Here is a 12377-nt window from a genome sequence, read left to right as displayed (position 1 = left end):
AGAAAAGATAACAGAATAAAGAGAATAGATTTTAGAATGCAGAGAATTTTATAATCATTAAATCTTTCAATTTTTAAATTAAAAAAATGAGTTCAGTTTTAAAAACAAATGCTTTAGAGAGCGAAGCGATTTACATATTCAGAGAAGTTATTTCTCAATTTGAAAAGCCAGTACTGCTTTTTTCCGGAGGGAAAGATTCTATTACATTAGTGAGATTAGCGCAAAAAGCTTTTTTTCCGGCTAAAATTCCTTTTCCGTTATTACATGTTGATACAGGACATAACTTTCCGGAAACTATTGCATTTAGAGATAAATTAGTAGAGGAACTGGGATTGGAATTAATCGTTCGAAATGTTCAGGATGCTATTGATGAAGGAAAAGTAGTTGAAGAAACCGGAAAATATTCCAGCAGAAACAGTTTGCAGACTACAACACTTTTAGATGCTATTGAAGAGTTTAAATTTGATGCTTGTATTGGTGGAGCGCGTCGTGATGAAGAAAAAGCCAGAGCGAAAGAACGTATTTTCTCTGTTCGTGATGATTTTGGTCAGTGGGATGAAAAAAATCAGCGTCCTGAATTGTTTGATTTGTTAAACGGAAAAATTGAAAATGGGCAAAATGTACGTGTGTTCCCTATTTCAAACTGGACAGAACTTGATGTCTGGAGTTATATTGAGCAAGAGCAAATTGAGATTCCATCCATTTATTTTTCACACAAACGTAAAGTGTTTATAAGAGACGGAATGATTTGGTCACATTCTCCATTTGTTTATCAGGATGAGGATGAGGTTGTTGAAGAGAGAATTGTTCGTTTTAGAACTGTTGGAGATATGAGTTGTACCGCTGCGGTGGATTCTTACGCTGCCACAATTTCTGAAGTTGTTGGTGAAATCAGAGCTTCTACTATTTCAGAACGTGGAGCACGTATTGACGACAAACGTTCTGAGGCTGCAATGGAAAAAAGAAAACAACAAGGATACTTTTAAAATAGTAATTGAAAGATTTAAGGATTTAAAAATTAAAAGATTTAAGGAAAGGAGTTTTTAGAACTTGAAACTTTAAACCTGAAACAAAAAATATAAAATGGAAGTTTTAAAAATAGCAACGGCAGGAAGTGTAGATGACGGAAAGAGTACATTAATCGGGAGATTATTATACGATACACAATCTTTAACTACCGATAAATTAGAAGCAATTGAAAAAAGCAGTAAACAAAAAGGCTATGATTATTTAGACTTTTCATTGGCGACTGATGGATTAGTTGCTGAAAGAGAACAAGGAATTACTATTGATGTAGCCCATATTTATTTTTCTACTGCTAAGAAGAGTTATATTATCGCCGATACTCCTGGTCATGTAGAATACACTCGTAACATGGTTACAGGTGCTTCAACTTCTCAGGTGTCTATCATTTTGATTGATGCCCGTAAAGGAGTAATTGAGCAAACGTACCGTCACTTTTTTATCAATAATTTATTGAGAGTAAAAGATGTTATAGTTGCTGTAAACAAAATGGATTTAGTGGATTATTCTGAGGAAGTATTCAATAAAATCAAAGCTGATTTCCAGGCATTGAATGAAAAAAGCGATTATAAAGAGCAAAATGTAAGCTATATTCCTTTAAGTGCATTAACAGGTGATAATGTTGTGGATTCATTAGGGAAAATGCCTTGGTATACCGGACAAACAATCTTACAGCATTTAGAAGCTTTAGAGTCAAAAGATATTTATGATACGGGTAAAACACGTTTCCCGGTTCAGACAGTTATTCGTCCTAAAACGGAAGAGTACCACGATTTTAGAGGTTATGCCGGAAAATTATACGGAAACAATATCAAAGTGGGAGATGCTGTAACAGTATTGCCATCTTTAACTGAATCTAAAGTATCTAACATTCGTTTCTTTGATCAGCAATTTGACGAAGCAGTTGCAGGTTCTTCAATCACTATTGAGTTAGAAAATGACATCAATGTGACCAGAGGAGATATGATTGTAAAATCAGATGAGTTGCCAAAGATAGAAAAAGACATTACAACAACGGTTTGTTGGATGGACAGCAAAAAATTAGTTCCTGGAACTAAATATCTGATTCAACACAATACGAACAGAGTTTTAGCAAAAGTGGATAGTATTAATAATATAATTGCTACTGATTATTCAGGTACTACTCCGGCTTCCCAATTAGCTATTAACGAAATTGGTGAGGTAACTATTAAATTAAGTAAAGCTTTATATTTTGATACTTACGAAGAGAATAAGTCAAATGGAGCGTTTATTTTGATTGATCCTAATACTAATACAACTGCAGGAGTAGGGTTTATTAGATAATTTTAGCCTTAAAAACAACAACCATTCTTCAAGCTGATGACAGCGGTGAATGGTAAAAGTAAAAGAAATGGAAAGTTTTAGAACAGAAATAGAAAATCCGATAGTTCAACAGGAAATTATCGATTTAGAAAAAAAGATACATGCATTCCGTGGCGGAAAAATTGATGACGAGCGTTTTCGTAGTCTTCGTTTAGCTCGCGGTATTTACGGGCAACGTCAGGAAGGAGTGCAAATGATTCGTATTAAATTGCCTTACGGAAAAGTAACGAGCGAGCAATTAAGAAGAATTACTGATGTTTCAGAAAAATATTCTACAGGTCGTTTACACATAACTACGCGTCAGGATATCCAGATTCACTATGTAAGTTTGGACAGAACTCCTGAACTTTGGGCAGATTTGGCTAAAGACGATATTACATTAAGAGAAGCTTGTGGAAACACCGTTCGTAATATTACTGGAAGTGAATTAGCAGGTGTGGATGTGGATGAACCATTTGATGTAACCCCTTATGCTCACGCTTTATTCCAATATTTATTGCGTAACCCTATCTGTCAGGAAATGGGACGTAAATTCAAAATTTCGTTCTCATCTTCTGAGAAGGATACGGCTTTGAGTTATTTACACGATTTAGGATTTATTCCTAGAATTGTTGATGGACAAAAAGGATTCAAAATCATGTTAGGTGGTGGTTTAGGTTCACAACCTTCTCATGCCGAATTACTTTCTGAATTTGTGCCTGTAAACCAAATTATTCCAACTGCCGAAGGTGTAATTCGTATTTTTGACCGTTATGGAGAAAGAGCAAAACGTCTAAAAGCACGTTTGAAATTCTTAATCAAAGACCTAGGTCGTGATGAATTCTTGCGTTTGGTTGAAGAAGAGAAAAAAGCGTTACCATTTCATTCTTATGAAATAGATACTGCAGCTTTTGAAGGACCTATTACGGAACCTGTATTAGAAGTACCAACAGTTACTATTGAAGATGTAACAGCTTTTGAAGCTTGGAAAAAATCAAATGTTATTGCGCAAAAACAAGCAGGTTATGTGGCTATTGGTGTAAAAGTGCTTTTAGGAGATTTTTATATTGACAAAGCAAGATTATTAGCTGATTTGATCAAAAACTACGGAGCTAATGAATTGCGTTTCTCATTACGTCAAAACATTGTAATCCGTAATATTAAAGAAGAAAACTTACCGTTCTTCTATCAGGAATTAGCCAAATTAGATATGGTTAATTTAGGATACAACACAATTGGTGATATTACAGCTTGTCCTGGAACTGATACCTGTAATTTAGGGATTGCAAGTAGTACTGGTATTGCTGATGAATTAGAAAGAGTGTTGAAAACAGAATACTCACAATATCTTAATAACACCGAAATTGCTATTAAAATTAGTGGCTGTATGAATGCTTGTGGGCAACACAACATGGCTGAAATTGGTTTCCAGGGAATGTCTATCAATGCAGGGAAACTAGTAGCACCAGCTTTACAAGTATTATTAGGTGGTGGAAATTTAACAAACGGAAATGGTCGTTTTGCCGATAAGGTAATCAAAATTCCTAGCCGTCGTGGACCAGAAGCTTTGCGTTTAATTTTAAATGATTTTGAAGCAAATGCTAATGGAGCGAAGTTTCTTGATTATTATGATGCTAAAGGTGAAAAGTATTTCTACGAATTCTTAAAACCATTAGCAGATGTTACTAATCTTACCGAAGAAGATTTTGTGGATTGGGGTAATGCAGATAACTACGTAAAAGCAGTTGGTGTTGGAGAATGTGCCGGTGTAGTGATCGACTTAGTAGCGACTTTGTTATTCGAAGCTAAAGAAAAAATAGATTCTGCTAATGCAGTCTTGAGTGAAAATAAATGGTCAGATGCTATTTACTTAGCTTATGCCGGATTTGTAAATGGAGCTAAAGCATTATTGTTAGCTGAAAAACAAAAAACAAATACACACGCTGGAATCGTTGATTCATTTGACACTGTTTTTGTTGATGCAAATAAAATTGAATTGGGATCTTCTTTCAAAGATTTAGTGTACCAAATCAATAAAAATGAACCAACAGAAGCTTTCGCAAAACAATACATTCAGGAAGCGATTACGTTTTTTGAAAAATTAGAAGCATACAGAGCAGCAGATTTAGCAAAAGCATAATCAAAATATCATGAGCAAGAAAGATGCAACAGAGAGTGGTTTACAATCAGCAGCACAAGAGCGTAATGAATTGTATCCGGTATTTTTAAAATTACACAACCTTAGCGTACTTATTGTTGGTGGAGGAAATGTAGGTTTAGAAAAACTGTCTTTCTTGCTTAAGTCTAGTCCTAATGCAAATGTCGAAGTGGTTGCTCCCCGTTTTTTACCAGAATTAGTTAGTCTTGCCGAAGCACATACTTCCGTAAAACTGACTCAGAAAAGATTCAGGAAAAAAATGCTAAAAAAGCGCCATATGGTCATTGCCTGTACTGATGATTTAAAAGTAAATAAACGGGTGTATGAGTTGTCGCGAAAAAGATATTTGATTTGCAATATCGCTGATACACCGGATTTATGTGATTATTATTTAGGTGGAATTGTAACCAAAGGCAATGTGAAAATTGCTATTTCTACCAATGGAAAGTCACCTACAACAGCAAAACGCCTGAGAGAGTTTTTTGAGGAAGTGATTCCGGAGGATATTAATAAAATGGTACAAAACTTAAATGAGTATCGCAAAACTTTAAAAGGAGATTTTGAAGATAAGGTTCAAAAAATGAATGAGATTACTCAATCATTAAAAAAATAAATAGTAAAGTGTAATTTGTAAAAAAACGAATGGTATAAATCAGCTAATAGATTTGATTTTTTTTCGTTTCTTTGCAGTTATTAAGAATGATTATAAATAAATAGAAAATGATTGAAACAGATATCCTTATAATAGGAGCCGGTCCAACTGGTTTATTTGCCGTTTTTGAAGCAGGATTGTTAAAATTAAAATGCCACATCTTAGATGCATTGCCACAACCAGGTGGTCAATTGGCTGAATTGTATCCTAAAAAACCAATCTATGATATCCCGGGTTTTCCAGAAGTATTAGCTGGAGATTTAGTGGATAATTTGATGGAACAAATCAAGCAGTTTGAACCAGGTTTTACTTTGGGAGAACGCGCTGAAACAATCGAAAAGCAAGAAGACGGTACTTTTATCGTAACTTCTAATGAAGGTACAGAATTTCATGCTAAAGTAATTGCTATTGCAGGTGGTTTAGGAAGTTTTGAACCAAGAAAACCATTAATTGACGGAATCAATTTTTACGAAGATAAAGGAGTAAAATACTTTATTAAAAACCCGGAAGAATTCAGAAACAAACGTGTAGTTATCGCCGGAGGAGGAGATTCTGCTTTAGACTGGAGTATTTTCTTAGCTGATGTAGCTTCAGAAGTGACTTTAGTTCACCGTCGTAATGAATTCCGTGGTGCTTTAGATTCTGTTGAAAAAGTACAGGAATTAAAAGATGCCGGAAAAATCCGTATGATCACTCCTGCTGAGGTAGTGGGAATCAACGGAGCGGAGCACGTAGAATCTATCGATTTAGATGAAAACGGAGCACACCGTAAAATTGATTGCGATTATTTTATTCCACTTTTCGGATTAACGCCTAAATTAGGACCTATCGGAAATTGGGGATTAGAAATCGAGAAAAACGCGATTAAAGTAAATAATGCTTTGGATTACCAAACTAATATTCCCGGAATCTTCGCTATCGGAGATATCAATACGTACCCAGGGAAATTAAAGTTAATCCTTTGTGGTTTCCACGAAGCTACTTTAATGTGTCAGGCGGCATACCAAATCATTAATCCAGGAAAACGTTATGTGTTGAAATACACAACTGTATCAGGAGTGGATGGATTTGACGGAACTCGTAAAGAAGCACCTAAAGCAGTCGTAAAAGCGATTAACTAAAATAAAGTTACTGATACTGAGGTTCTGAGTTGCTAAGTTTTTTTAGTAACTCAGAACCTTTTTAGTTTCTAAATGACTTAAAATCTTAGGGTCTAAGCAACTAAGTGACCTGAAAAAAAACACTTGCAAGTGGTAAGGCTATTGCTTTACTTTGCATTTCCAAAATCCCCCTAGCCCCCAAAGGGGGAATGTAAAGTTTTGATTAGTATTTAATTTACTAAATCCTTGGGGGTTAAAAAATAACAACTGATGACAAAAGATTTAAAAGACAATACAGGAGTTCCCCCTTCGGGGGTTAGGGGGAATATTCAGGAAGAAATCAAAAAAAGAATACTCGTTTTAGACGGAGCCATGGGAACCATGTTGCAACGCTACAATTTTTCGGAAGAAGATTTTAGAGGCGAACGCTTCAAAGATTTTCCGCATTCCCTAAAAGGAAACAACGATTTATTGTCGCTTACGCAACCCAAAGCCATTGCTGAGGTGCATGCTGCTTATTTTGAAGCAGGAGCCGATATTGTGGAAACCAATACGTTCTCAGGCACAACAATCGGTATGGCCGATTATCACATGGAAGACTTGGTGTATGAGTTAAACTACGAGTCGGCAAAAATTGCGCGTGAAGTAGCCGATGAATTCACCGCCAAAAATCCGGAGAAACCTCGTTTTGTAGCGGGTTCGATCGGACCAACAAACCGTACGGCATCTATGTCTCCAGATGTGAATGATCCTGGATACAGAGCGGTAACTTTTGATGATTTGCGTATTGCTTACAAACAACAGGTAGAGGCGCTGATGGATGGAGGAAGTGATTTATTATTGGTTGAAACCATTTTTGATACACTAAATGCAAAAGCAGCACTTTTTGCCATCGAAGAAGTAAAAGAAGAACGCGGAATTGATATTCCAATCATGGTTTCTGGAACCATTACCGATGCTTCAGGAAGAACGCTTTCAGGACAAACAGTAGAGGCATTCTTGATTTCGGTTTCACACATTCCGTTGTTGAGTGTTGGTTTCAATTGCGCTTTAGGTGCCGATTTGTTAAAACCCTATTTGCAAACCCTGTCTTCGCATACTTCTTTTAATGTTTCAGCACATCCTAATGCCGGATTGCCAAATGCCTTTGGGGAATATGACGAAACACCAGAGCAGATGCAGGCTTTTATTAAAGAATATTTAGAAGATAATTTGGTAAATATCATTGGTGGTTGTTGCGGTACAACCCCAGATCATATCCGTTTGATTGCAGAAGCTGCAAGTGAGTATAAGCCAAGAGTATCGACGGCGAGTTTGTAGTGAGCCATTTTATTAATCTTTTCTAAATGTATTTGTATGATAAATGAGTATGAAAATACGCTAAGAAGATTAATTATAAATATTCTTGGAGGTGGGGATAAGGATGTAGGAAAGTATAAGGTTACTGAGAATAGAATTAATCAATGGATTGAAAAGAGAAATATTGAACAGAAAAAAAATAATGGAATTCTTTTTGAAAATAGGATAATTTTTTATTCTGATTTTTATGATTTGCAAACAATTATAGATAAGAATTGGGAAAGTTTTTTACCTGTTTTAAATGATAAAAAAAGGTGGTTAGTTTTTTTTCAAGAAGTTGAAAAGTACAGAAATACTATTGCTCATGGTAGACAATTGATTAAAAGTCAAGAGAATTTATTGTCAGGAATAGTAATGGATTTGAAAAATACTATTACAATATTTCATAATAAGAATAACATGAAAGAAGATTTTTTTATTGAAATAGTCCGTATTACTGATAATCTTGGAAATTCTTGGGGAAAATCAATTTTAGAAAGAAGTGAGCGGCCTATATTACGAGAAGGAGATGAGTATGAAATAAATATTGAAGCTAACGATCCTAAAGATAGAGAAATTGAATATTGTTTATCTGCATTAGGATCAGATTTTCTATTGGTGCAAAAGTCAAACAAGTTTCGCTTTGTAATAACGCCAAATTTAATAGGCAGTTTTGTAAATATACTTGTTCATGTTCGGACTCCCGAATCAGATTATAAAAATGAACATGCAATGGATTTAACTTTATGTGTTTTACCAGCTTAAAAGTTTATTTAATATATAGCTCGGTTTTGCAACTCCCGATAGCGCGGATTTGGAATCCGTGCCCGCACAGAGAATAAAAAAAGTTCAGTTTGTGTCATTCCTACGAAGGAGGAATCACATAACGAGAGCAAAGGATGCGATTCCTCCTTCGTAGGAATGACAAAATGAGAATACAGATAGTGAGATTGCTTCGTTCCTCGCAATGACTTGGACGAATAAAAATAAAATAAAAAAATGGCAGAAGCAGAAGCAAGAAAAAATTTAGTTTTATCGGGATTGGAACCGTTGATTATTACGCCGGAAAGTGTTTTTGTAAACGTGGGAGAGCGTACCAATGTAACAGGTTCTCGTAAATTTCTTCGTTTGATAAAAGAAGAGAAATACGATGAAGCCTTAGATATCGCCAGACAGCAGGTAGAAGGTGGAGCGCAAATCATCGATATCAACATGGATGAGGGAATGCTTGATGGTGAATATGCGATGGTGAAATTCCTGAATTTAATTGCTGCCGAACCGGATATTGCCCGTGTGCCTATCATGATTGACAGCTCTAAATGGCATATTATTGAAGCGGGGTTGAAAGTAGCACAAGGAAAATGTGTGGTAAATTCAATTTCGTTGAAAGAAGGCGAAGAACAATTTATTCATCATGCTAAATTAATCAAGCGTTACGGTGCAGCGGCAATTATCATGGCTTTTGACGAAGTAGGTCAGGCGGATAATTACGACCGTAGAGTAGAGATTTGCCAACGTTCCTATGATATTTTGGTAAACAAAGTTGGTTTTCCGCCTGAAGATATTATTTTCGATTTGAATATATTTCCGGTGGCAACAGGAATGGAAGAACACCGTTTGAATGCCTTGGATTTCTTTAGAGGAACGAAGTGGGTTCGCGAGAATTTACCGCACGCGCACATTAGTGGTGGTGTGAGTAATGTGTCTTTCTCTTTTAGAGGAAACGATGTAGTTCGTGAAGCCATGCACTCGGTTTTTCTGTACCATGCCATTCAAAACGGAATGACAATGGGAATTGTTAATCCGGAAATGTTGACCATTTATGATGATATTCCAAAAGACTTATTAGAACATGTAGAAGATGTGATTTTAGATAGACGCGATGATGCTACGGAACGTTTGCTGGATTTTGCTGAGAATGTAAAAGGAGGTCCTAAAACAAATGAAAAGGAAGTGCAGGAATGGCGTTTTGGAACTGTTCAGGAAAGAATCACCCACTCTTTAGTAAAAGGTATTGATACTTTTATTGAAGAAGATGTAGAAGAAGCACGACTAGCGGCAGCCAAACCAATTGAGGTTATCGAAATCAATTTGATGGCAGGTATGAATGTGGTTGGAGATTTGTTTGGTTCCGGAAAAATGTTCTTACCACAGGTAGTAAAATCGGCACGTGTCATGAAAAAAGCGGTGGCCTATTTACTGCCATTTATTGAAGCGGCCAAACAGGTAGGAGACAAAGAAGGGAATGGAAAAATATTAATGGCAACCGTAAAAGGAGATGTACATGATATTGGGAAAAACATTGTTTCGGTGGTATTGGCTTGTAATAATTATGAAATCATTGACCTTGGTGTCATGGTAGCTCCGGAAAAAATTATTGCTGCTGCATTAGAACATGAAGTAGATATTATCGGTTTGAGCGGTTTGATTACGCCTTCGTTGGACGAAATGGTATTTCTTGCCAAAGAATTGGATAGAAGAGACATGAAAATACCAGTAATGATTGGTGGAGCAACCACTTCGCGTGCGCATACTGCTGTGAAAATTGCACCACAATACAAAGCAACCGTAATTCACGTAAACGATGCATCGAGAGCGGTAACCGTTGCAGGAAATTTATTAGATCATAATAAAGAAACTTATACGGCTGGAATTCGTGAAGAATACGATGCGTTTAGAGAGCAGTTTTTGAATCGTTCGAGAGATAAAAATTTCCTGAGTATAGAAGACGCCCGTAAAAATAAATTACAGTTGGATTGGGCAAACTATACGCCAAAAAAACCAAATTTCATTGGGACTAAAAGTTTCGAGGTAGATTTGGATGTGTTAGTACCTTATATTGACTGGACACCGTTTTTTAGAACTTGGGAATTGTTCGGGAAATATCCGGCAATCTTAACGGATGAAGTAGTGGGGGAACAAGCTTCTTCAGTTTTTGCTGATGCAAAAGCCATGTTAGAAGTGATTTTGAAAGAGAAAAAATTCGTTGCTAAAGGAATTTACGGGATATATCCGGCAAACCAAGTAAATGATGATGATATTCAATTGTATGACGAAAACGGAAAAGAGTTAGAAAAATTCCTGACTTTGCGTCAGCAAGCACAAAAAACTAAAGGAGCGCCAAATATCGCTTTGGCCGATTTTATTGCGCCAAAAGATAATGGAGTAACGGATTATATGGGCGCTTTTTGTGTAACAACAGGTTTTGGAGTTGACGAATGGGCTGATGAATACCGTGATAATCTGGATGATTACAATTCGATTATGGTCAAAGCTTTAGGAGATCGTCTGGCGGAGGCATTTGCGGAATATTTACACGAGCAAATCCGTAAAGAAATTTGGGGTTATGCACCGGATGAGTCTTTAACAACGGAAGCCATGATTGAAGAAGTGTATGCAGGAATTCGTCCGGCACCTGGATATCCGGCTTGTCCGGATCACTTAGAGAAACCAACCATTTGGAAATTGTTAAAAGTAGAAGAAGAAATTGGTGTAACTTTGACCGAAAGTATGGCCATGTGGCCGGCAGCTTCGGTATCGGGGTATTATTTTGCTAATCCTGAAAGCAGGTATTTCGGATTGGGGAAAATCAAAGAAGATCAGGTGATTGATTACGCAAAACGCAGAAGTATTTCAACAGACAAAGCCACAAGATGGTTGAGTCCTAATATAGCAGATTAATCCCCACCCAGCCTCCCCAAAGGGGAGGAGTCGATGAGTCGATGAGTCGATGAGGAAAAAATAATTGTTCAATTAAATAACAACACCCAGTCTCCCCTCCTTCGGAGGGGTTGGGGGAGGAAAAATGAAAGTAACACAGCATATAGAAAACGCAAAGGGAAAAACATTATTTTCCTTTGAAATTGTACCGCCTCAAAAAGGAAGTAACATCAATGATTTATACGTAAATATTGATCCATTAATGGAGTTTAAACCGCCATTTATTGATGTAACGACTTCGAGAGAAGAGTATGTGTATATTGAAAAAGACGGGCTTTTTGACCGTCGAATTACACGTATGCGCCCGGGAACAGTTGGTATTTGTGCTTCTATCCAGCATAAATATGGTGTGGATGCTATTCCACACGTATTGTGTGGTGGTTTTACCAAAGAAGAAACTGAATATTTATTAGTAGATTGTCATTATTTAAACATTGATAATTTAGTGGCTTTGCGTGGAGATCCAATGAAAGGTGAAAAATATTTTGAACCTGCCATTGGTGGAAATCAATACGCTGTAGATTTAGTAAAACAAATTAAGGCAATGAATGCCGGTAAGTTTTTACATGGAGAATTACCTATTGCTAATGCGCCTGATTTTTGTGTAGGTGTAGCAGGTTATCCTGAAAAACACATTGAAGCACCAAGTTTAGAAGCCGATTTGAAAAGACTGAAAGAAAAAGTAGATGCCGGTGCTGATTATGTGGTAACGCAGATGTTTTTTGATAATCAGCGTTATTTCAGGTTTGTTGAAGCGGCTCGTGCTATCGGAATTACCGTACCTATTATTCCGGGAATTAAACCAGTAGCCGTAAAACGTCATTTGCAGTTATTGCCACAGGTTTTTTGGCTGGATATGCCTGAAAGTCTGATTAGCGAAATTGAAAATGCAAAAGACAATACTGCTGTTCGTCAGATAGGGGTAGAGTTTGCTATTCAGCAGTCAAAAGAATTAATTGAATTTGGCGTGCCTTGTCTGCATTATTATTCAATGGGTAAGTCAGATAATATTCATAAAATAGCAAGCGCGATTTTTTAGGAGCTTTATCCAGCTATTCGTTAC

At 36.5% G+C, this 12377-nt stretch carries 9 protein-coding genes; all 9 read left to right on the top strand.

The window, feature by feature from the left end; genetic code table 11:
- Positions 1-86: 86 nt before the first annotated feature.
- The 9 genes from cysD to metF all read left to right on the top strand — a co-directional run bounded on the left by cysD (position 87) and on the right by metF (position 12353).
- Positions 87-986, top strand: coding sequence for a sulfate adenylyltransferase subunit CysD (cysD, locus tag ACSV4D_RS06035; protein ID WP_408081806.1), 900 nt, complete (start codon positions 87-89; stop codon positions 984-986).
- A 97-nt stretch (positions 987-1083) separates the two neighbouring features.
- Complete coding sequence (locus ACSV4D_RS06030; protein WP_408081807.1) at positions 1084-2328, top strand: sulfate adenylyltransferase subunit 1; 1245 nt, start codon at positions 1084-1086, stop codon at positions 2326-2328.
- Positions 2329-2395: 67 nt separating this feature from the next.
- The gene (locus ACSV4D_RS06025; protein ID WP_439227510.1) at positions 2396-4486 is read left to right on the top strand and encodes a nitrite reductase; all 2091 of its coding nucleotides are present in this window, start codon (positions 2396-2398) and stop codon (positions 4484-4486) included.
- Between the two features lie 10 nt (positions 4487-4496).
- Entirely contained in the window at positions 4497-5117 is a 621-nt protein-coding gene (locus tag ACSV4D_RS06020; protein ID WP_439227509.1) for a precorrin-2 dehydrogenase/sirohydrochlorin ferrochelatase family protein, read from the top strand.
- Between the two features lie 107 nt (positions 5118-5224).
- On the top strand, positions 5225-6277 hold the full coding sequence (locus ACSV4D_RS06015) for an NAD(P)/FAD-dependent oxidoreductase (protein ID WP_408081810.1): 1053 nt from the start codon (positions 5225-5227) through the stop codon (positions 6275-6277).
- A 249-nt stretch (positions 6278-6526) separates the two neighbouring features.
- Positions 6527-7576: a homocysteine S-methyltransferase family protein gene (locus ACSV4D_RS06010; protein WP_439227508.1), complete on the top strand. Its 1050-nt coding sequence runs from the start codon at positions 6527-6529 to the stop codon at positions 7574-7576.
- Positions 7577-7612: 36 nt separating this feature from the next.
- Positions 7613-8359 (top strand): hypothetical protein, encoded by a 747-nt coding sequence (locus ACSV4D_RS06005; RefSeq protein ID WP_439227507.1) that lies wholly within the window; start codon positions 7613-7615, stop codon positions 8357-8359.
- Positions 8360-8593: 234 nt separating this feature from the next.
- The gene (gene metH / locus ACSV4D_RS06000; RefSeq protein ID WP_439227506.1) at positions 8594-11275 is read left to right on the top strand and encodes a methionine synthase; all 2682 of its coding nucleotides are present in this window, start codon (positions 8594-8596) and stop codon (positions 11273-11275) included.
- A 124-nt stretch (positions 11276-11399) separates the two neighbouring features.
- On the top strand, positions 11400-12353 hold the full coding sequence (metF, locus tag ACSV4D_RS05995; protein ID WP_439227505.1) for a methylenetetrahydrofolate reductase [NAD(P)H]: 954 nt from the start codon (positions 11400-11402) through the stop codon (positions 12351-12353).
- Positions 12354-12377: the final 24 nt, after the last annotated feature.

It is taken from the genome of Flavobacterium sp. ARAG 55.4 (assembly GCF_051846875.1).
GTDB classification, from domain to species: Bacteria; Bacteroidota; Bacteroidia; order Flavobacteriales; family Flavobacteriaceae; genus Flavobacterium; species Flavobacterium plantiphilum.
This window is presented reverse-complemented; position numbering and strand designations above follow the sequence as displayed.

Coding starts and splice junctions, on each gene's coding strand:
- ACSV4D_RS06025 (WP_439227510.1), top strand. CDS start 2,396: ATGGAAAGTTTTAGAACAGAAATAGAAAATCCGATAGTTCAACAGGAA.
- ACSV4D_RS06005 (WP_439227507.1), top strand. CDS start 7,613: ATGATAAATGAGTATGAAAATACGCTAAGAAGATTAATTATAAATATT.
- ACSV4D_RS06010 (WP_439227508.1), top strand. CDS start 6,527: ATGACAAAAGATTTAAAAGACAATACAGGAGTTCCCCCTTCGGGGGTT.
- cysD (WP_408081806.1), top strand. CDS start 87: ATGAGTTCAGTTTTAAAAACAAATGCTTTAGAGAGCGAAGCGATTTAC.
- metF (WP_439227505.1), top strand. CDS start 11,400: ATGAAAGTAACACAGCATATAGAAAACGCAAAGGGAAAAACATTATTT.
- ACSV4D_RS06015 (WP_408081810.1), top strand. CDS start 5,225: ATGATTGAAACAGATATCCTTATAATAGGAGCCGGTCCAACTGGTTTA.
- ACSV4D_RS06030 (WP_408081807.1), top strand. CDS start 1,084: ATGGAAGTTTTAAAAATAGCAACGGCAGGAAGTGTAGATGACGGAAAG.
- metH (WP_439227506.1), top strand. CDS start 8,594: ATGGCAGAAGCAGAAGCAAGAAAAAATTTAGTTTTATCGGGATTGGAA.
- ACSV4D_RS06020 (WP_439227509.1), top strand. CDS start 4,497: ATGAGCAAGAAAGATGCAACAGAGAGTGGTTTACAATCAGCAGCACAA.